Below are 20,508 nucleotides of genomic sequence, written 5' to 3' on the forward strand. Positions count from 1 at the left end.
GCAAAATGATCGAATGCCTTTTTTCGACGGAGCCACCGGTGCTGTCCATTACCGAAACTGGACTGTTCCCGATGCTCGTTTCGGTCTCGTTTTTCTGCACGGTCTCGGCCAGAACAGCGGCCACTATCACCGCTTCGCTCGGGTCCTCAACGGACGCGGGGTCGACGTGTGGGCGGTCGATCACGTGGGCCACGGCCTCACCGAAGGTGAGTTGACCGACGCCGCTCAGATTCCCGGCCTCGCGCAGAATGCGCTGCAGTTGCTCGACATCGCCGAAGCCGAGCACCCCGAGTTGTCGTTCGCCCTGATGGGTCATTCCCTCGGCGCGGCCACGGCCATCGCGGCCCTCGGAGCGCATCCCGAGGCGGTTCGGTGCGCGGTGCTGTGCGGCACCCCCAAGTCCGTGACCGGCTCGGCCAACGATCTCGCCGACAACGTGATTCCGATCCTCGCGGTACACGGAGTCGACGATCGCCTGGCTCCGATCGATGCGGTGCGCGAGTGGATCGGCAGTGTTCCCGACTCGTCACTGCGTGAATTCGAGGACGGGGGCCACGACCTGCTGCACGAGAAGATCCATCTGCAGGTGACCTCGGTGGTGGCGGAGTTCCTCGACGATCACATGTCCTGACCCGACGACGAGGGCCCGGTGCGCATCGCACCGGGCCCTCGTCGTCGGATGGTCGATCTACGAGTAGATCGCCTCGATGTCGCTGCCGCGCTCGGCGTGGATGATGTTGCGCTTGAGCTTCATCGTGGGGGTGAGCTCACCGGTTTCGACGGTGAAATCGTTCTCGAGGATCGTGTACTTCTTGATCTGCTCGGGGTTGGAGACCTTCTTGTTGGCCTCGGCGACGGCCTTGTCGATCTCGGCGACGAGGTCGGCGTTCTTCGACAGCTCCGAGAACGAGATGTCGGCCGAGAGTCCGTGTCGCTCGAGCCAGCCCGGCAATGCCTCGGGGTCGAGGGTGATGAGCGCACCGATGAACGGCTTCGCGTCGCCGACGACGAGGCACTGGCTGATGATCGCGTTCGCGCGGAGGGCGTCCTCGAGCACTGCGGGGGCGACGTTCTTGCCGCCCGCGGTCACGATGATCTCCTTCTTGCGGCCGGTGATCGAGACGTAGCCTTCCTGGTCGATGGTGCCGAGGTCGCCGGTGTGGAACCAGCCGTCGACGATGGCCTCTGCCGTCGCCTTCTCGTTGTGCCAGTAGCCGCTGAACACGACCGGTCCCTTGAGCAGCAGTTCGCCGTCCTCGGCGACCTTCACCGAGTGGCCGTCGATGGGCTTGCCGACGGTGCCGACGCGCTGGTCCTTGGTGGTGTTGACGGTGATCGCCGCGCTTGTCTCGGTCAGTCCGTAGCCCTCGTAGACCGGAACGCCTGCACCGCGGAAGAAGTGGCCGAGGCGGGCACCGAGAGGTCCGCCGCCGGACACCGCGCGGGTGCAGTTGCCGCCGAGTGCGGCGCGCAGCTTGGAGTACACGAGCTTGTCGAACACCGTGTGCTTGAGGTTCAGGACGAGCCCGGCTCCGCCCTTCTCCTGGGCCTCGCTCCACTCGATGGCCGTCGCGGCGGCCTTGTCGAAGATGGAACCCTTGCCGCCGTCGTGCGCCTTCTGCTTGGCAGAGTTGTAGACCTTCTCGAACACGCGCGGCACCGACAGGATGAAGTCCGGCTTGAACACCGCGAACTGATCCACCAGCGTCGTCACGTCCGAGGTGTGCCCGACGGTCACCTTGGACTCGAACGAGCCGAACGACACGGCGCGAGCGAACACGTGCGCCATCGGGAGGAACATCAGTGTGCGATTGCCCTCCTTCATCGAGTCGTGCAGCGCGATCTGGGTGGCCTGAACCTCGGCGTAGAAGTTGGCGTGTGTGAGCTGAACGCCCTTGGGGCGACCGGTGGTGCCCGAGGTGTAGATCAGGGTGGCGGGCGATGCCGCGCTGACCTGATGGCGTCGCGCGTGCAGATCCTCGTCGCTGACCCCGGCACCACGGGTGGTCAGTTCCTCGATGGCTCCGGCGTCGATCTGCAGAACCTCACGCAGATCCTTGGCGCCCTCGGTGACCTCTTTGAGGTTCGAGGCGTGCGCTGCGGTCTCGACGACGAGCAGCTTCGTGGCGGAGTCCTCGAGGATCCATTGCGCCTGATCGGCGGAGGATGTCTCGTAGATCGCGACGGTGCAGCCGCCTGCCGACCAGATGGCGTAGTCGAGGACGACCCACTCGTAACGCGTCGCGCTGAGGATGGCGACTCGGTCGCCGAGTTCGATTCCGGACGCGATCAGTCCCTTGGCCGCTGCGGCGACCTCTTTCGCGAATCGAGCTGCGGTGACGTCGGTCCAGTTGCCGTTCTCCAGTCGCTGGAAGGGTACGAAGTTCGGCGATTCCTTCTCGTACCTGTAGACGGTGTCGGCCATGGATGCGTCGTCAGGAATGGTGAACGACGCCGGCACAGAATATTCGCGCACTGCTGGACCCCTTACGGAAAAATAGCGTGGTAGTTGTGCATTTCATCACATTCGAGGCCGTGGCGCACCATCCGGGGTGTCCGGTTTGTCGACTTTGCCGCGAGTCCGAGGGAGTTGAGTGTGACTCGGGGTACAACTTAACTGCCTGCAGTCGGGTCCGGGCGTCGGGTTGCCGGTGTGAGGCCGCTCGCACCGCATGCCGTCGTGACCGGTTTCATCACCTGATCAGCGTAGAAGGGGTCGCGGTGCCCGAGCAGGTACTAAACTCGTGCAACATATGAGCACTTCAGAAACTGAACAGGATGCCGCCGTGACGTCGGACGAGACGAATTCGCCCCCTCAGGAGTCCGCCTCCGATCCGGTCCGCGCGAGCGAGTCGTCCTCGGCGACGGGTGACGACATCACTTTTGCCGATCTCGGCATCGACGAGCGGGTCCTGAAGGCCCTGCGTGACGTGGGGTACGAGACGCCGTCGCCCATCCAGGCGGCCACCATTCCGCCGCTGATGGCCGGCAACGATGTCGTCGGCCTCGCTCAGACCGGAACCGGCAAGACCGCCGCGTTCGCAGTGCCGATCCTGTCGCGGCTCGACGTCTCGCGTCGAGTACCGCAGGCCCTGGTGCTGGCCCCGACCCGGGAGCTCGCGCTCCAGGTCGCCGAGGCGTTCGGCAAGTACGCCACGCACATTCCGGGTCTGCACATCCTGCCGATCTACGGCGGTCAGGCGTACGGCATACAGCTCTCGGGCCTGCGTAAGGGCGCGCAGATCATCGTAGGTACCCCCGGTCGCGTCATCGACCACCTCGAGAAGGGCACACTCGACCTGTCCGGCCTCGAGTACCTGGTGCTCGACGAGGCCGACGAGATGCTCAAGATGGGCTTCCAGGAGGACGTCGAGCGCATCCTCTCCGATACCCCGGAGTACAAGCAGGTCGCGTTGTTCTCGGCCACCATGCCTGCCGCGATTCGCAAGATCTCCAAGCAGTATCTGCACGACCCGGTGGAGATCACCGTCAAGACCAAGACGTCGACGGCACCGAACATCACCCAGCGCTACGTGCAGGTGGCCCATCAGCGCAAGCTCGAGGCACTGACTCGAATCTTCGAGGTAGAAGAGTTCGAGGCCATGATCATGTTCGTCCGCACCAAGCAGGCCACCGAGGAGCTCGCCGAGAAGCTGCGCGCACGGGGCTTCTCGGCCGCGGCGATCAACGGCGACATCGTGCAGGCCCAGCGTGAGCGCACCATCGGTCAACTGAAGAACGGTCAGGTCGACATCCTGGTGGCCACCGATGTCGCGGCTCGCGGTCTCGACGTCGACCGCATCTCGCACGTCATCAACTACGACATCCCGCACGACACCGAGTCCTACGTGCACCGCATCGGTCGTACCGGTCGCGCGGGCCGGGCCGGTCAGGCTCTGTTGTTCGTCGCACCGCGCGAGCGGCACCTGCTCAAGGCCATCGAGCGTGCGACGCGTCAGCCGATCACCGAGATGCAGCTCCCCAGCGTCGACGACGTCAATGCGCAGCGCGTGACGAAGTTCAAGGACTCCATCACCGACAGCCTCGGCAACGAGAATCTGGCCTTGTTCCGCCGGCTCATCGAGGACTACGAGCGCGAGCACGATGTGCCGTTGGTCGACATCGCCGCCGCGCTGGCGATCCAGTCGCGCGACGGCGAAGCGTTCCTGTTGAAGCCGGAGCCGCCTGCCCCACCGCGGGCACCCCGTGAGCCGCGTGAGCCGCGGCCGCCGCGCACGTTCGACGAGGATGCCGCCAGCTCGCATCACCGCAAGACGGGCCAGGAGATGGCGACGTACCGCATCAGCGTCGGCAAGCGTCATCATGTCGCTCCCGGTGCCATCGTCGGTGCCATCGCCAACGAGGGCGGGCTGCGTCGAAGCGACTTCGGGCACATCAGTATTCGTCCCGACCACTCGCTGGTGGAGCTGCCCGCAGATCTTGCCGACGAGACGGTCGAGGCGTTGCGCCGCACCCGTATCAGTGGCGTGCTGATTCAGCTGCAACCCGATTCCGGCCCTCCCGGACGTAGCGGTGGGCCACGCGGTGGCGGAAAGTTCAAGGGGAAGCGCTAGCGCGCACGCACGACCCCAGCGCGAGCGTTTGGTGGATCCGGCCTCGGGTATCCGCCCGTGCATGACCAACGTCACCCTCCGTGTCAACGGCATCGATCGCGAGATCGACTGCGACACCCGATCCACCCTGCTCGACGCTCTTCGGGAGAACCTCGATCTGATCGGTGCCAAGAAGGGGTGTGACCACGGGCAGTGCGGTGCCTGCACGGTGTTGGTCGACGGACGGCGGATCAACAGCTGCCTGACGTTCGCGGTTGCACAACAGAATCGCGACATCACGACGATCGAGGGATTGTCCGACGGCGACACACTGCATCCCGTGCAGCAGGCGTTCGTCGATCGCGACGCGTTCCAGTGCGGGTACTGCACCTCCGGGCAGATCTGTTCGGCGGTCGCGGTGATCGAAGAGGCGAAGCAGGGTTGGCCGAGCGCGGTCACCGAGGACATCGAGGCCGCCGACATCGAACTCGACTCCGATGAAGTGCGAGAACGTATAAGCGGCAACCTCTGTCGTTGTGGTGCCTACTGCAATATCGTCTCGGCCGTACGGGACGCATCGTGAAGACCTTCGAGTACGACGCAGCCACCGCGGTCGACGACGCCGTGGCCCGCCTCGCCGAGAACGAGAACGCGATGGTGCTCGGCGGGGGAACCAACCTCGTCGACCTGATGAAGCTCGGTGTCGTGGGTCCGACGACGCTGATCGACGTCACGCGACTTCCGTTGCACGACATAGACGTATCCGACGACGGATCGCTTCGTGTCGGTTCGGGTGTGACCAACAGTGATCTCGCGGTGCATCCGGTGGTGCGTCAGCGTTATCCGGTGCTCTCACGGGCCGTGCTCTCCGGTGCGTCGGGCCAGTTGCGCAACATGGCGACCACGGGCGGAAACCTGTTCCAGCGCACCCGGTGTGTGTACTTCATGGATGCATCGAAGCCGTGCAACAAACGCGAACCCGGTTCGGGCTGCCCGGCCCGGACGGGTGAACACCGAAACCTGGCCATTCTCGGAGCTTCGCAGGCCTGCGTGGCGACGCATCCCTCCGACATGGCGGTCGCGCTGACCGCCCTCGACGCACGCATCGTCGTCCAGGGGGTCGACGGTGAGCGTGTGGTCGATATCGACGACTTCTACCGGTTGCCCGGTGACGCGCCCGAGCGCGACAACACCGTCGCCCGAGACGAAATCGTCACGGCCATCGAGATTCCGGCACCGGCGGCCGGTACCGTCTCGACCTACCGCAAGGTGCGCGACCGGCAGTCCTATGCCTTCGCGATCGCCTCGGTCGCCGCCACTCTCGACGTCGAGGACGGGATCGTGCGCGGGGTGTCGATCGCGCTGGGCGGTGTCGCGCACAAACCGTGGCGGGCCCGCACGGCCGAGCACGCGCTGCTCGGCGCGGCCGCCGACGAGGCGTCGTTCCGGCGCGCGATCGCACTGGAACTCGACGCGGCAGAGCCGTTGCGTGACAACGCATTCAAGGTCCCGCTCGTGACCAACCTGGTCGCTCGCACGTTGGTCGAACTCACGGAGTCGGGAGATCGGTCATGACCGCATCGATCGGACAACCGATCCAGCGCACCGAATCGATCGCGAAGGTCACCGGTCGAGCCCGTTATGCCGCCGAGCAGCCGCCGGCCGTCGGGCAGCTGTACGCCTGGTACGTGCCCGCGACTGTTCCTGCCGGCACGGTCGAACGTGTCGAACTGGACGCCGACGCTACGGTTCACGCAGTTCTGTGGCACGACAACGCCGAGCAACTGGGTGATATCGAGGACGCCGAACTGCATGTGCTGCAGTCGAACACCGTCGCCTATCGAGGTCAGATCGTGGCCGTCGTCGTGGCAGACACCCTCCAGGATGCCCGCGCCGCCGCAGCCCGAGTGCACGTGCGCTACGCCGACGTGCGTTCTCCCGACAACACTCTGACCGCAGACCACGGTTCGCTGTATGCGCCGGAATCGGTCAACGCGGGGTTTCCCACCGACGTCACCGTCGGCGATCCCGATGCGGCGCTCGCATCGGCCGAGCATCTGATCGACAACTGGTACTCCACCGCGCCGATGCACAACAGTCCGATGGAGCCGCACGCCACCACGTCGCAGTGGTCCGACGGCGTGCTGACGGTCTGGGATTCGACGCAGGCACCGTCGGGTGTTCAGGGCGACCTCGCCACGGCCTTCGACCTCGAGCCCGAGAACGTTCGAGTGATCGCGGAGAACGTCGGCGGCGGTTTCGGAGCCAAGGGCAGTACGCGGCCCAACGTGATCCTCGCGGCGATGGCCGCGCGAGCCACCGGCCGCACCGTCAAGTTGGTGTTGCCGAGGCAAGCTCTTTTCGACGTCGTCGGCTATCGCACCCCGACGCTCAATCGCGTCCGGCTGGGCGCTGATTCGACAGGAACCCTGCAGGCCATCACGCACGACTCGTTTCAGCAGACCAGCACGATCTTCGAGTTCTGCGAGCAGACGTCGGAATCCACTCGCCACATCTACGCGTCCCCGAACCGTCGCACCACTCACCGACTCGCGCAGCTGGACGTCGGAACTCCGCGCTGGATGCGGGCTCCCGGTGAAGCGCCCGGCATGTTCGCCGTCGAGACGGCCATCGACGAACTGGCTGTGGCCACCGGCATCGATCCGATCGACCTGCGGATCCGCAACGAGCCGGACGTCGATCCCGCGAGCGGCAACCCGTTCAGCTCTCGCAGCGTGGTCCAGTGCCTGCGCGAGGGTGCCGAGAAGTTCGGGTGGGACCGCCGCGACGCCACGCCCGGTCAGCGTCGAGAAGGCAACACCCTGATCGGCATGGGAGTCGCGACGGCGAGCTACCCGGTGTTGATCTCACCGAGTACCGCGTCGGCGCGTGTGGAGCAGGACGGCACGATCACGGTGTCCGTCGCCGCGTCGGACATCGGGACCGGAGCGCGCACCGTGCTGCGCCAGATCGCCGCCGATGCCCTCGAGGTGGACGCAGATGCCGTCGTACTCGAACTCGGCGACAGCGCTCTGCCGAAAGCTCCCGGAGCCGGTGGGTCCTCGGGTACGTCGTCCTGGGGGTGGGCCGTCACCAAGGTCTGCCACTCGCTGAAGGCACAGGGTTCGTACGAGCCGGGCAACTCTGCCGATGCCGACACCACCGACGACGTCGAGGGCCAGAAGGAGTTGGCGCGCATGGCGTTCGGCGCTCAGTTCGCGGAGGTCGCGGTCGACATCGACACCGGCGAGGTGCGGGTGCGACGGATGCTCGGGGTGTTCGGCATCGGCGCGGTGATGAATCCGCGGCTGGCCAGGTCTCAGCTCATCGGCGGCATGACGTTCGGACTCGGAATGGCACTGATGGAGAACGGCATCACCGATCACGAGTTCGGCGGGTTCGCCAATCACGATCTCGCCGAGTATCACATCCCGGCGTGTGCGGACGTCACCGACCTCGAGGCGGTGTGGATCGAGGAGGTCGATACCGAACTCGCGCCGATGGGCGGCAAGGGAATCGGCGAGATCGGCGCAGTCGGATCCTCGGCGGCCATCGGCAACGCGGTCTACAACGCCACCGGCGTTCGCGTCCGCGACCTGCCGATCACCCTGGACAAGGTGCTGACGCAGTGGAGTGGTCAAGTGCCCCAGGCGGCACTTGACCACTCCACTGGCCGCTAGGCCAATATCCGCTGCAGGAACTGGCGGGTGCGGGGCTCGGTGGGGTTCACCAGCACCTGCTCCGGGGTGCCGCGTTCGAGGACGACGCCGTTCTCGATGAACAGCACCTGATCGGCGACTTGCTGCGCGAAGCGAATCTCGTGGGTGACGATCACCATGGTCCAGCCCTGCGCGGCAAGGCCTTTGATGACGGCCAGAACCTCGCCGACGAGCTCGGGATCGAGGGCCGAGGTGGGCTCGTCGAACAGCATCAGCTTGGGTCGAAGGGCGAGAGCTCGCGCAATTCCGACGCGTTGTTGCTGGCCTCCGGAGAGCTGGAACGGGTACTGGTCGGACTTGGCGTCGAGACCGATCTGATCGAGGATGGCGTGCGCGTCGCGGATGGCGTCGTCCTTGGCGCGCTTCTGCACGATCACCGGTCCCTCGATGATGTTCTGCAGCACCGTCTTGTGCGGAAACAGGTTGTGGCTCTGGAACACCATGCCGCTCTGGGCGCGGAAATGTCGGAGCTGCGGCGCTCCGACGGGCTCGGAGAAATCCACCGACACGTCCCCGATACGAATGATGCCTGCGTCGGCCTGATCGAGTGCGTTCAGTGTGCGCAGCACCGTGGTCTTGCCGGATCCGGACGGTCCGATGATGACGGTGACGGTGCCGGACGGCACGCCGAACGAGATGTCCTTCAACACCTCGAGTGGCCCGAACGATTTCTTCAGTGCGGATACTTCCAGCAGGTCTGTCATTTGGCCACGTACCTGTCGAGTCGGACTTCGAGTTTGCCTTGGAAGAACGAGAGAACGATGCAGATCGCCCAGTAGTACAGCGCCGCAACGGAGTACAGGGTGAAGAAGTCGAAGGTCGGTGCCGCCGCGAGCTGCGCGACGCGCAGCAGCTCCGTCACCAGGATGGTCGAGGCGAGCGAGGTGTCCTTGACGAGCGAGATCAGCGTGTTCGACAACGGTGGCACCGCGGTACGCAGTGCCTGCGGAAGCACGATGCGCTGCAGCGTCGTTCGGTAGCCCATCCCGATGGTCTGCGCCGCCTCCCACTGGCCCTTGGGCACGCTCAGTATCGCGGCACGGATGACCTCGGCCGCGTAGCCACCGACATTCAACGAGAATGCGACCACCGCGGCCGGGAACGGCGAGATCACGATGCCGAACTGCGGCAGCCCGTAGAAGATGATGAACAGCTGCAGCAGCAGGGGAGTGCCGCGGATGATCGAGACGTAGAACCGGGCGACGGCGGCGAGCGGCTTGTTCGACGAGATGCGTGCCAGCGCCACGGCGAGGGCGATGACGAGTCCGACGACGAAGCTGATGGCGGTCAGCGGAATCGTCATGGTCACAGTGGCTTCGAGCATCGGCCACAGGTTGTCGAGCACCAACTGCATCTTCGACGGTGCAGTGGTTCCGGCGTCCTCGCTCTCCGGAACCACGGTGTCCGCGGTCGGTGCGGCGACGTCGCTGCCGAAGTACTTGTTCGAGATCTCGGCGATGGTGCCGTTCTCGCGCAGTGTGTCGATGGCCGTGTCGACCTCGTCCATCAGCCCACTGTCCTTGCGGGCCACGAACGATTGCAGGGTCGTGTCTCCGGTCTCGCCTGCGATCTTCACGCCGGTGTCGCCGGTCTGCTGCAGGTACTCGGCGATGGCGAGGGAGTCGTTGACGGTGGCGTCGACGCGGCCGTCCTTGACGAGCGTGACCGCCTGGACGAATCCCTCGACGGCCTCGACGTTCGCGCCTGCGTTCGCCGCGACCTCCGCCCAATTGCTCGTCGAGGATTGGGCGGTGGTCTTGCCGGCCAGGTCGGCGAGAGAGGTGATGGTGGAGTCGTCTGCGGCGGTGAGGATCTGGCCTTCCGACACCGTGTAGGGCGTGGACAGGTCGTAGGCCGACTGGCGCGCAGGAGTGATCGAGACCTGGTTGGCGATGAGGTCGAACCGTTGGGACTGCAGGCCGGCGAAAATCGAGTCGAACGGGGTCTGCACGAAGTCGACGCGTACGCCCAGTTCTGCACCGACCGCGTTGATGACGTCGATGTCGTAACCGGTGAGTTGTCCGTCGTCGCCCTGATAGCTGAAGGGACTGTAGGTTCCCTCGGTACCGACGACCAGTACGCCCTCGTCCTTCACCCGGTCCAGTAGCGACTGTGAGGACGAGCTGCAGCCGGACAACCCCAGGATGGCGATCAGAATCGCGACCAGAGCAAGAATCGATCTGCGCACCATCTGCGCCCGCTTTCGCCGTATGTACGAGTGGAGCAAACCTACCCGTCGATCTCCAGTTCCGCTGACACCACGACGGTGTTGTTCATCGGCAGTGCGGCCACCCCGAGTGCGGTGCGGGCATGGGCACCGATCTCGGGACCGAAGATGGCGAGAACCAGATCGGAGAAGCCGTTGACGACCGTGGTGGTCTGAGTGAAACCGTGGTCGGCGTTGACCGATCCGGTGACGGTCAGCCACGCGCTGATTCGATCGAGGTCGCCGATCGCACGGGCGAGGCTGCCCAGCACGGCGAGAGCCGCATCGCGCGCGGCGTCGGTGGCGGCGTCGAGACTCACCTGTGATGGCACTGCGCCGAACGGTCCTGCCAGGGCACCGTCCTGCTCCAGCGGCGAATGGCCCGACGCGAAGACTCGGTTGCCGCGCACGCGAACCCACTCGAACGAGTACTCGAAACCGGGTGGGGCGGTCGGTTCGCCGGGCAAGGTGAAGCCCAGTTCGGTGATGCGACGTTCGATCTCCATGAAGGAAAACTCTGTCAGACCGGGATGCCGTTGATGGTGCGAACGGTCCAGTGAGAACCGTCGTGTTCGAGGGTGGAGACGCCCGCGTTGAGGATGCGTGGGGAGTGGCGTCGCCGGATCGCGTCGAAGATCGCCCGGATGACGCCGCCGTGCGCCACGGCGATCACCGCGGAGTCCGGATAGCGCGAGGCGATCTCGTCCACGCCGCGCACGCCACGCACGATCAGGTTCGAGCGTGGCTCCAGGCCCGGATACCGGCCGTCCGGCCAGTGCGAGTACGCGTCCCAGTCGGTGAATCCTTCGGCGTCACCGAAATACCGTTCGGCCAGGTCGGGGAACTCGGCGGTGCGGGTAAGGCCCAGGTGCGCGCCGATGATGTCCGCGGTTTCCGCTGCTCTGATCAGCGGGGAGCTGACCAGGTGGTCCCACGTTCGGTACTCGAGTTCGTGGCCGGCCTCGCGGGCCTGGGCACGGCCGGTGTCGTTGAGAGGAATGTCCGATGAGCCCTGCAGACGCCCGTGCAGATTCCAGTTCGTTTCACCGTGCCGAACCAGTGCCAGAAGAGTCATAGTGAGCGGAGAATATCCCAGAGTTACCAGGGAGTACGGTCGATACGAAGATACGCGAACGAGCTTGGAGGATTGTCGATGAATCTTGCCCTCACAGAAGAAGAGGCCGCGTTCCGTGACGAGATGCGGACGTTCTTCACCACGAAGGTCCCGGCCGAGATTCGCGAGAAGAGCGCGACGGGTCAGGAGTTGAGCAAGGACGAGGTGGTCACGACCATGCGAATCCTCAACGAGAACGGCTTGGCCGTGCCGCATTGGCCGGCCGAGTTCGGTGGCCGCGACTGGACCGCTGTGCAGCGCCACATCTGGCTCGACGAGATGCAGTTGGCGTCGGTGCCCGAGCCGCTGGCGTTCAACGCCTCGATGGTCGGCCCGGTCATCGCGACGTTCGGCTCTCAGGAGCTCAAGGAGAAGTTCCTGCCCAAGACGGCGAACCTCGACATCTGGTGGTGCCAGGGCTTCTCCGAGCCCGAGGCCGGATCGGACCTGGCGTCGTTGCGCACCACCGCGATCCGCGACGGTGACGACTACATCGTCAACGGACAGAAGACGTGGACCACGCTCGGCCAGTACGCCGACTGGATCTTCGCGCTCGTGCGCACCAACCCGGACGCGCCGAAGAAGCAGGCAGGAATCTCGTTCCTGCTCATCGATCTGAACACTCCCGGCATCGAGATGCGCCCTATCAAGCTGATCGACGGCAGCGTCGAGGTCAACGAGGTCTTCTTCGACAACGTCCGCGTTCCGGCGGAGAATCTCGTCGGCGAGGAGAACCAGGGCTGGAGCTACGCCAAGTTCCTGCTCGGCAACGAGCGCACCGGCGTCGCCCGGGCCGGACACACCAAAGTGCATCTGGGACAGGCGAAGAAGCACGCAGCGCAGACGAAGGTCGGCAGCGGCACATTGCTCGACGACCCCTTGTTCGCGGCCAAGATGGCCGAGGTCGAGAACGAACTGCTCGCCCTGGAGCTGACTCAGCTGCGCCTGGTGTCGAGCTCGGACGACGGTAAGCCGAATCCGGCGTCGTCCATCCTCAAGCTGCGGGGATCGGAATTGCAGCAAGCGACGACCGAACTGCTGATGGACGTCGCCGGGCCGGACTCACTGCCCTACGAGGCGGGCGAGGACATCGAGAGCGAGGGCTGGGCGCAGCGCTCGGTACCGGGGTACCTCAACTACCGCAAGGTGTCCATCTACGGCGGCTCGAACGAGGTTCAGCGCACCATCATCGCCTCTGCGATTCTCGGACTGTAAGGGAGCATCTGAAAGACATGGATTTCGAACTCAACGAAGAGCAGAAGCTGCTGCGCGACACCACTCGTGAGGTGCTCACGCGGGCCTACGACACCGAGAAGCGCAACAAGATCGTTGCCGGTGAACTGGGCTGGAGCACCGACGTCTGGAAGCAGCTGGCCGAGGTCGGGCTGCTGGGTCTGACGTTCGGCGAGGAAGACGGCGGCATGGACGCCGGTCCCGTGGAGATCATGGCCGTGATGACCGAGGTCGGTCGACGCCTCGCGCCGGAGCCGATTCTCGACGCCGTCCTCGTCCCCGGCGGGTTGATCTCCGAGCTCGGCAGCGCCGAGCAGCGCGCGCGGCTCCTGCCGCCGGTGGCCGAGGGGTCGTCGATGTTGGCGTTCGCGCACAACGAGTCCGGCAGCCGCTGGCCCGACATCGAGGTCGCCACCACCGCCACCGAGGACGGTGGATCGTGGGCGATCAACGGCGTCAAGAACCCGGTTCCGCACGGCGGTAGCGCAGACGTCATCGTTGTCAGTGCCGCGCTGCCCACCGGTGGCACGGGACTGTTCGTCGTCGATGCCGATGCGACCGGCCTCACGCGCAAGTCCTACGCCACCCACGACGGTCAGCGCGCCGCGCAGATCGAATTCGTCGATGTCGCAGCAGAACCGCTCGGTACCGCCGAGAACGCGGCAGCGGCCATCACCGGCGCCGAGGTGCGGGCTCAGGCTGCGCTGTGCGCCGAGGCTATCGGTGCCATGGAGGAGGCGCTGCGACTGACCACCGATTACTTGAAGGCGCGCAAGCAGTTCGGGGTTCCGCTGGCCAAGTTCCAGGCACTCACCTTCCGTGCGGCGGACATGTACGTGCTGCTCGAACTCGCCCGCAGCATGAGTCTGTACGCCACGATGTCGTTGGCGGATGGCAACGTCGACCCGACCATCGCCTCGCGCGCCAAGCTGCAGATCTCCCGCTCCGGTCGCAAGATCGGCCAGGAGGCCATTCAGTTGCACGGCGGAATCGGCGTCACCGCCGAATATCCGGTCGGGCACTACACCAGTCGGCTCGTGGCCATCGAGCACACTCTCGGTGGTGCCGACGAGCACCTGCGCATCCTGGCGTCGAAGGTAGCCGATCACGATCTCATCGGGATCTGACTCTCGTCGTAAGACGCCTCGGGCCCGGCCACCTGTCGAAGGTGGCCGGGCCCGAGGTCGTTTCGGGAGGTGTCAGCTGCCCGCATCCGCCGCGGCGACGAGGTCGGCCACGGCCGTGGGGTTCGAGACCAGGATCGCGTGCGAACCCGGCACCTCGGTCACCTGAGCGCCCGCCCGCTGCGCCATGAACCGCTCGGCGGAGGTCGGGATGATCTGATCCTGCTGGGGGATCAGAGCCCACGACGGCGTGTGCGCCCAGGACGGTGGGCCGCTCGGCTCGAGCAGGGCGCCTGCGGCGATCGTCTTCTGGTGTGCGGCCATGCGAGCGGCCTGCTCCTCGCTGACATCCGGGGCGAAGAACGGACGGAACAGGGCGGGAGTGATGTACGAGTCGACGTTGCGGCCGATGATGTTCGACGCGTCGTCGACGACCGTCAGCCCGATCACCGGCGGTACCAGCGCGGTCACCGGAAATCGGATGGGATCGAGTTCGGGGGCGACGGGTTCGCCTTCGACGGGCATGAACGCGGCGACGTAGACCAGAGCCTCCACGTTGTCGGCGTGCACGTTGCTGATCACCGTGCCGCCGTACGAATGGCCCACCAGGATCACCGGCCCGTCGATGCTCTCGACCACGTCGGTGACCGAGGCCGCGTCGATCGCGGGCCCGCGCAGCGAGTTGTCCGCCGTCACCACGGGGTAGCCGCGGCCGCGTAGATCCTCGGCGACGCCGTCCCAGCTGGTGTTGTCTGCGAAGGCTCCGTGCACCAGCACCACGGTCGGCAGCTCCTGCGCGGCAGCGGGAGCGACGCCGATGCCGACCATCGCTCCCACCGTCAGTCCTGCAGTTGCCAGAAGAGTCGTCAGCGTCGGTTTCGTCATGCCCACAACCTGTCACACGCCGGAAGTTCGTGCGGTGTTCACCGCCGAGATCCGACCAGCTTCCTCTCAGCGAACGCTCGTATGCTTGGCTTGCAGCAGTGGCGTTCGTCCGACCCGGGCGATCGCAAAACCGTAGGTGATGATCGTGAGCGAGAGTTCGATGAAGTCTCGGATGGCCGAGTACCCACGTCCCCATCACTGCTTGTTGCACATCAGCGACACGCATCTCGTCGACGGTGGCGGTCGGTTGTACGGCGGCGTGGACAGTGAGTTGCGGCTCGAACAGGTGATGGCCGACGTAGGCAACTCGGGTGTGCGCCCCGACGCGTTGGTGTTCACCGGAGACCTGACGGACAAGGGCGAGGCCGGTGCCTACGAGAAGCTGCGGGCGTTGGTCGAGCCCGTGGCCGAGGAACTCGGTGCGCAGATCGTCTGGGCGATGGGCAATCACGACGACCGTGCGATGTTCCGCCAGAAGCTTCTCGACGCCGAACCGACCGTGCAGTCCATCGATCGCGTCCACGACGTCGACGGTCTGCGTGTCGTCACGCTCGACACGACGGTTCCCGGTCGCCATCACGGCGAGCTCGGCGACGAGCAATTGGCTTGGCTGACAGATACTCTCGCCACGCCCGCCGAGTTCGGCACGATCCTGGCGATGCATCATCCGCCGGTGCCGACCGTGCTCGATCTCGCGGTTCTGGTCGAGCTGATCGATCAGCCGCGCCTGGCCGATGTGTTGCGCGGAACCGACGTGCGATCCATTCTCGCTGGGCACCTGCACTATTCGACGACGGCCACGTTCGCGGGTATTCCCGTCTCGGTGGCGTCGGCCACGTGTTACACCCAGGATCTGAACGTGCCCGCCGGTGGATTGCGCGGTCGCGACGGTGCCCAGGGCTACAACCTGGTCCACGTCTACGAGGACACCGTTGTGCATTCGGTGGTGCCGACGGGCTCGTACGACACTGTGGGAGAACCGGTCTCGGCTCAGGAGACCGCACGCAGGCTGAGCGCAGCGGGAGTCACCATCGCGGACAGTGCGAGGCGGAAGACGTTCAGCGACGCCTAGCGCTGCTCTCGTTCCCACGGCGCGACGATGGGGAAGTACTTGTCCAGGAACTGCGTCACCGTCCGGGTGCGCAGGTCGAGGTCGACCTCCGGGAAGCTGCCGTCGTTGAGGCAGAAGAAGTCCACCGACCGTTTGGGGAGCAACTTCTCCATGGCGTCGAGGCCCGCGACCGTCGTGGTATCGATGTACCGAACCTTGGCGTCCTTCTGGACCACGGCGCGTCCACTCATCAGCGCGTAGTAGTGGTACAGCGAGTTCGTCACCGAGATGTTGGTGCTGGCGCGGAACGCGCTCGCGGCGGTGGACGCGAACTCGTCCGGAAACTCGTTCTCCATTTCCTGCATCACACTGCGCCGCAACGGTGTTGCCGCGTGTTCGAGATGCCGGGTAGTGGTCATACCGAATCTGTCCTGCAGGATTCGACGGTTCACCCGTGCCGCATTCTCGAACCCGCTGCGGTCGGCGTCACTGTAACCCAACCCGATTCGCGTCGTCGCCTCGATGAACATGCTGATCCCGCCGGGGGAGAAGAACATCGACGGGCTGACCGGTCGGCCGAAGAACATGTCGTCGTTCGAGTACAGGAAGTGCTCGGACAAGCCGGGTATGTGGTGCAGCTGGCTTTCGACGGCCTGCGAATTGTGGGTCGGCAGCACGGAGGTGTCGACGAAGAACGCCTCGCTCGGCACGAACGTCACCTTGGGATGATCGGCGAGCCACGCCGGCCTCGGGGAGTCGGTGGCCACGAAGATCCGCCTGATCCACGGCGCGTACATGTGCACCGACCGCAGGGCGTACTTCAATTCGTCGATCTGCCGGTAACGGGCCGCCGAGTCGTCGCCCTCACCGACGACGTAATTCGCCATCCGCCGCGCCCGCTGGGCCTGGAATTCGGCCGAGGAGCCGTCGACCCAGGAGAAGACGATGTCGATCTCGAAATTGATGTCCGACGCATGGTCGGCGAACATGTTCTCGATGGTCGGCCAGGTTCTGCCGAAGCGTTCGACGGTACCGCGGACGGCCTCGTCGGGCCGGATGTTGCGCCTGGTCAGCGAATTCTCGATCGGCAGCACGATCTCGGACGGGGAGAACGACCACAGTTCGATCTGCACGGCCGTCGACGCGCCGTAGTACAACCCACTGAACGGCTCGACGCGCGGCCGGTACAGGCGGACGATGCGTGCGTTCGCGGACGGCGAGAGTGTGCCGTCGGCCACCAGCACTGCTTTCCCGCGGGCATCGACGGTCTTGGAGTAGAACGGCTCGGCGCGGCAGGCGTGCACCAGTGCCGTGGTCAACGCTTCGCGTGCGGCCAGCTCGATGGCGATGACGGGCCGTTCGTCGTTGCCGCGAACGAGCAGGTACTTGATGTGTGCGGCGTCGAGTACGGCGCGCACGAACAGCAGATCCTCGACCATCGCCTGGTGCGGGGTGGTGGAGGTGATGGTCAGTGCGTAGCGGCCGTCGTGGCTGACGACGTCGGATCGTTCGCTCAGTCGCGCTGCGGATGCGGCAGATTCTCGGGTGACGGCATCGTTGATCTCGTGCTCCGGTGGAACGAGGTAGATATCGTGCGGGGCAGAAGACGAGGTGATGACGTTCCTTCCGGAGTCGCGCGCTGGCCGAGGGACCCCGGTGCAGGGTCAGTCTAGTGCAGGTCCGGGGCGCGTTCGACGCGCTGCGGTAGAACCCGACTCGCTGCGACCAGGCCCACAGCAACTCCGGCGGCGTCGGCGAGAGCGTCGGCGAGCGATCCGGAGCGTCCCAGAGGCAGGATCGCCTGCAGGACCTCCGAGATCGCCGCGAACGTCAGTACCCACAGTGCGGTTCGGATCCAGTCGATTCCGGCCAGGCGTGAGGTGTACGCCAGCGCAGCGAACAGTACGAAGTGGATGATCTTGTCGCTGTGCTGAAATCCCGAGGGAACCCCGGATGCGGGGGTGAAGAGCACGATCAGCGCGACGACGAAGGTGACGACCAGGGGAATTCGTAACGTCGACTGCGTGAACACCGCCCGAGCCTACCGACGTTGCAGCACCACGACCGTGTCGATTCGCTCGTCGCCGTCCGGCGTCGTGCGGGTGCGGTGTTCGGCGTGGATCACCTCGAACCCATCGCCTGCCGCAGCGACGACCGGTTCCGGTGCGAAGAGTCTGTGCTTGGCCGGATGCTGCGAGGCGTGGCTGTCGCTGGGACTGTGGCCGACGATCAGCAGACGTCCCTTCGGCGAGACCGCTGCGGCGAACCTGCGGGTGGTCAATTCGAGCTCGTCCGGTGGCACCTGGAGGAAGTGCACCGACACGAGATCGAATGCCTCCGTCGGAGGAGTCCAGTCCAGAACGTCGTGCTGCTGCCAGTTCACCGCGAGTGTGTGCGGCTCGAGTGCCTGTTGTGCCGCGCGGGCGCGGCCGAGGGCGACATCTGAGATGTCGACGCCGGTCACGTGCCAGCCTTCACCGGCCAACCACAGGGAGTCGGCACCTTCCCCGCAGCCGATGTCCAGGGCGCGGCCCGGAGTCAGCTCGGACGCTTCCTGTACCAACACGGCATTGGGATGTCCGCTCCAGATGGTGGTGCGCTGGTTGTAGAGGTCGTCCCAGAATGCTTCGTCGAAGGCACCGTTCTCGAAGTCCGGCTCTGCGGGGGTCCGGTCGGCGGCATGAGTGTGAGCGTGCGTGTGGTCGGCCATGATTCGAGAATGCCCGCTCACGACCGTGGGCGCAAACAAATTTGCTCGATTGGCAAACGCCGCCTGGGTAGAGTGATCGTTCATGACCGAACAGGAACGTGAAGTACTGACGTGGGCGACGTTCGGGGACGCCTCGCGTGAACTCACCGAGCAGATCGTCGACGACGGGTTCGTCCCGGACATCGTCATCGCGATCGCTCGCGGCGGTCTCATTCCCGCGGGTGCGATTGCCTACGCCATGGGCGTCAAGGCAGCGGGCACCCTCAACGTCGAGTTCTACTCCGACATCGAGGAGACCCTGCCCGATCCGGTTGTCCTCGAGCCCCTTCTGGACACCGACGCGATCGTCGGCAAGAAGTTGCTCGTCGTCGACGACGTCGCCGATTCCGGCCGCACGCTGGCGCTGGTGATCGACCTGTTGAAGGCGCACACGCCCGAGGTGCGGTCGGCCGTGATCTACACCAAGCCGAGAACCATTGTGCGGCCGGACTATTCGTGGCGTGAGACCGATAAGTGGATCAATTTTCCGTGGAGTTCACTCCCTCAGATCCGCCCATAAGGTCATCCGGCGTCTCCGGATTCGGATCCACCAGCGGTCCGCCCCACATCAGCCAATCCCGGTCGACACCGAACGCGAGCGCGATCTTCGCGACCTTCACGTCGACCCGGCGAGCAGCGCGACCTTCCTCCATGCCCTGCCATTCCCGCTGGGTTATGCCGATCGTCTCGGCCGCCTCCCGTTGAGAGAGCTTCTTCTCGGCGCGCACTAGGCGCAAACGGTTCTCCAGCGTGTCCGCTGGACGCCACCCTGTAGATCCATTCACTGCTGTTGTCATGAGCTGAAGCATAGGCACATCTGGCACGCACTGCAACACTTTGTTACGTCTCACACTGCAACAACGGATAAATCACCCAGCGAGCCGTGTTGACACACAAATGTGTGAGTGGCACATTTCACTGCATGGCAACCGCAGCACGAGAACTCATCGAGTCTCGACTCACCGGTACAAGCCTGACCGCGTTCGTCTCTCAACGACGCAGGGCGGGGGTGGGGTGGCGCGGCCTCGCAGCCGAAATCAACCACATCACCGGCTACCCCGTCTCACACGCAACCTTGCGTCGGTGGTTCCCAGATGCACCGCCTCGCAAAGAGATCCGGCCAGAGCCTCACCGATTCAAGTCGACAGCAACCCTCGCCTCATGAACACAGAAAGGAGGAACAACATGCACACCGTCACCGAACTCCCGATCAACATGCAGACCAAGGTCACCGAAATCGACCGTGGTCACACCAGTCAATGCTGGGAATGGCAAGGCGCGACCAGCAACCGCGGCTACGGACAAGTCGGCAGAAACGGTAAGACGTGCAGCACCCATGTGGTCGCGTACGTCGAACTCGTCGGCCCAATCCCAGACGGCCTCCAGATCGACCACCTCTGCCGCAACCGCAAGTGCTGCAACCCCGAGCACTTGGAACCCGTCACCGGCCGGGTCAACTGCTCCCGGTCGATCCAAGCCACGAAAATTCGCTGTCACAAAGGCCACCCACTGGCAGGCGCGAATCTCATCATCAAGAAGCGGCCCAACGGATTACAAATCCGCAACTGTCGAGTCTGCACCCTCGAAACCCAGCGTCGTCATCGCGAGCGCACGGGCACCGTCGGCAGGTACAACACCGCCGACCGAGTCCGCAAGATTCTCGCCGCGGCCGAACTGGCGGTCGCATCATGACCGCCGCAGCACTGATCGATCAGCTTCTCGCCGACCGCCCGTCTCTCACGCTCGCGGAGCGGGTCGAAGCGCGTCGTGCGATCGACAAGGCCCGCGGCATCTCGTACACGCCTCCCGCGCCCGCTGGCCTGCATCAGCTGGCCCGCATCACGGCGTCGGGACTGCGTCGCCCCTGAACAAGA

At 65.1% G+C, this 20,508-nt stretch carries 21 protein-coding genes; 11 read left to right on the forward strand and 10 right to left on the reverse strand.

Translation table 11 applies throughout. The features are described from left to right. Positions 1-13 precede the first annotated feature (13 nt). Positions 14-631, forward strand: a complete 618-nt coding sequence (locus CH276_RS22435; protein WP_045199264.1) for an alpha/beta hydrolase — start codon at positions 14-16, stop codon at positions 629-631. Positions 632-688: 57 nt separating this feature from the next. On the opposite strand, the gene CH276_RS22440 is transcribed toward CH276_RS22435, so the two are convergent. Beyond that, positions 689-2,476: an AMP-dependent synthetase/ligase gene (locus tag CH276_RS22440; RefSeq protein ID WP_176459378.1), complete on the reverse strand. Its 1,788-nt coding sequence runs from the start codon at positions 2,474-2,476 to the stop codon at positions 689-691. 277 nt (positions 2,477-2,753) lie between these two features. On the opposite strand from CH276_RS22440, the gene CH276_RS22445 reads away from it, so the two are divergent. From CH276_RS22445 to CH276_RS22460, 4 genes are all read left to right on the forward strand, one after another. Continuing rightward, a complete protein-coding gene (locus tag CH276_RS22445; protein ID WP_256986309.1) occupies positions 2,754-4,574 on the forward strand; it encodes a DEAD/DEAH box helicase in 1,821 nt (606 codons plus the stop codon). 61 nt (positions 4,575-4,635) lie between these two features. Beyond that, a complete protein-coding gene (locus CH276_RS22450; RefSeq protein WP_094629706.1) occupies positions 4,636-5,136 on the forward strand; it encodes a 2Fe-2S iron-sulfur cluster-binding protein in 501 nt (166 codons plus the stop codon). Then, a complete protein-coding gene (locus CH276_RS22455; protein WP_094629625.1) occupies positions 5,133-6,128 on the forward strand; it encodes an FAD binding domain-containing protein in 996 nt (331 codons plus the stop codon). The genes CH276_RS22450 and CH276_RS22455 overlap by 4 nt, the downstream gene beginning before the upstream one ends. Beyond that, the gene (locus CH276_RS22460) at positions 6,125-8,233 is read left to right on the forward strand and encodes a xanthine dehydrogenase family protein molybdopterin-binding subunit (protein WP_094629626.1); all 2,109 of its coding nucleotides are present in this window, start codon (positions 6,125-6,127) and stop codon (positions 8,231-8,233) included. The genes CH276_RS22455 and CH276_RS22460 overlap by 4 nt, the downstream gene beginning before the upstream one ends. Here the strand turns inward: CH276_RS22460 and CH276_RS22465 are convergent. The 4 genes from CH276_RS22465 to CH276_RS22480 are packed head-to-tail and all read right to left on the reverse strand — an operon-like array spanning position 8,230 to position 11,553. Then, positions 8,230-8,976 (reverse strand): amino acid ABC transporter ATP-binding protein, encoded by a 747-nt coding sequence (locus CH276_RS22465; protein ID WP_094629627.1) that lies wholly within the window; start codon positions 8,974-8,976, stop codon positions 8,230-8,232. The genes CH276_RS22460 and CH276_RS22465 overlap by 4 nt on opposite strands. After that, positions 8,973-10,463, reverse strand: coding sequence for an ABC transporter permease subunit (locus CH276_RS22470; RefSeq protein WP_094629707.1), 1,491 nt, complete (start codon positions 10,461-10,463; stop codon positions 8,973-8,975). Before CH276_RS22470 ends, CH276_RS22465 begins: the two co-directional genes overlap by 4 nt. A gap of 38 nt (positions 10,464-10,501) precedes the next feature. After that, the gene (locus CH276_RS22475; RefSeq protein WP_032396509.1) at positions 10,502-10,984 is read right to left on the reverse strand and encodes a RidA family protein; all 483 of its coding nucleotides are present in this window, start codon (positions 10,982-10,984) and stop codon (positions 10,502-10,504) included. Positions 10,985-10,998: 14 nt separating this feature from the next. Further along, on the reverse strand, positions 10,999-11,553 hold the full coding sequence (locus CH276_RS22480) for a histidine phosphatase family protein (protein ID WP_094629628.1): 555 nt from the start codon (positions 11,551-11,553) through the stop codon (positions 10,999-11,001). Between the two features lie 78 nt (positions 11,554-11,631). Between CH276_RS22480 and CH276_RS22485 the strand changes: the two genes are divergently transcribed. Both CH276_RS22485 and CH276_RS22490 read left to right on the forward strand, forming a co-directional pair. Continuing rightward, entirely contained in the window at positions 11,632-12,807 is a 1,176-nt protein-coding gene (locus tag CH276_RS22485; RefSeq protein ID WP_032396511.1) for an acyl-CoA dehydrogenase family protein, read from the forward strand. Between the two features lie 17 nt (positions 12,808-12,824). Next, positions 12,825-13,952, forward strand: a complete 1,128-nt coding sequence (locus tag CH276_RS22490; RefSeq protein WP_094629629.1) for an acyl-CoA dehydrogenase family protein — start codon at positions 12,825-12,827, stop codon at positions 13,950-13,952. Between the two features lie 72 nt (positions 13,953-14,024). Here CH276_RS22490 and CH276_RS22495 read toward each other — a convergent pair whose 3' ends face one another. After that, positions 14,025-14,834, reverse strand: a complete 810-nt coding sequence (locus tag CH276_RS22495; RefSeq protein ID WP_094629630.1) for an alpha/beta hydrolase — start codon at positions 14,832-14,834, stop codon at positions 14,025-14,027. A gap of 160 nt (positions 14,835-14,994) precedes the next feature. Between CH276_RS22495 and CH276_RS22500 the strand changes: the two genes are divergently transcribed. Beyond that, positions 14,995-15,906: a phosphodiesterase gene (locus CH276_RS22500; protein ID WP_094629708.1), complete on the forward strand. Its 912-nt coding sequence runs from the start codon at positions 14,995-14,997 to the stop codon at positions 15,904-15,906. On the opposite strand, the gene CH276_RS22505 is transcribed toward CH276_RS22500, so the two are convergent. The 3 genes from CH276_RS22505 to CH276_RS22515 all read right to left on the reverse strand — a co-directional run bounded on the left by CH276_RS22505 (position 15,903) and on the right by CH276_RS22515 (position 18,595). Next, entirely contained in the window at positions 15,903-17,324 is a 1,422-nt protein-coding gene (locus CH276_RS22505) for a stealth family protein (protein ID WP_094629631.1), read from the reverse strand. The genes CH276_RS22500 and CH276_RS22505 overlap by 4 nt on opposite strands. Before the next feature lie 230 nt (positions 17,325-17,554). Beyond that, the gene (locus CH276_RS22510) at positions 17,555-17,917 is read right to left on the reverse strand and encodes a VanZ family protein (protein WP_094629632.1); all 363 of its coding nucleotides are present in this window, start codon (positions 17,915-17,917) and stop codon (positions 17,555-17,557) included. A 9-nt stretch (positions 17,918-17,926) separates the two neighbouring features. Continuing rightward, positions 17,927-18,595, reverse strand: coding sequence for a class I SAM-dependent methyltransferase (locus CH276_RS22515; protein ID WP_052683931.1), 669 nt, complete (start codon positions 18,593-18,595; stop codon positions 17,927-17,929). 82 nt (positions 18,596-18,677) lie between these two features. On the opposite strand from CH276_RS22515, the gene CH276_RS22520 reads away from it, so the two are divergent. Continuing rightward, positions 18,678-19,154, forward strand: coding sequence for a phosphoribosyltransferase (locus tag CH276_RS22520; RefSeq protein ID WP_094689130.1), 477 nt, complete (start codon positions 18,678-18,680; stop codon positions 19,152-19,154). Here CH276_RS22520 and CH276_RS22525 read toward each other — a convergent pair. Then, positions 19,114-19,431: a helix-turn-helix domain-containing protein gene (locus tag CH276_RS22525; protein WP_094629709.1), complete on the reverse strand. Its 318-nt coding sequence runs from the start codon at positions 19,429-19,431 to the stop codon at positions 19,114-19,116. The two genes, CH276_RS22520 and CH276_RS22525, sit on opposite strands and share 41 nt — an antisense overlap. 388 nt (positions 19,432-19,819) lie before the next feature. Here CH276_RS22525 and CH276_RS22530 point away from each other — a divergent pair, with 388 nt between their 5' ends. Beyond that, a complete protein-coding gene (locus CH276_RS22530) occupies positions 19,820-20,326 on the forward strand; it encodes an HNH endonuclease signature motif containing protein (RefSeq protein ID WP_254924024.1) in 507 nt (168 codons plus the stop codon). Then, positions 20,323-20,502: a hypothetical protein gene (locus CH276_RS22535; protein WP_094629634.1), complete on the forward strand. Its 180-nt coding sequence runs from the start codon at positions 20,323-20,325 to the stop codon at positions 20,500-20,502. The genes CH276_RS22530 and CH276_RS22535 overlap by 4 nt, the downstream gene beginning before the upstream one ends. The last annotated feature ends 6 nt before the right edge of the window (positions 20,503-20,508 follow it).

It is taken from the genome of Rhodococcus sp. 06-470-2, assembly GCF_002258235.1.
GTDB lineage: Bacteria > Actinomycetota > Actinomycetes > Mycobacteriales > Mycobacteriaceae > Rhodococcoides.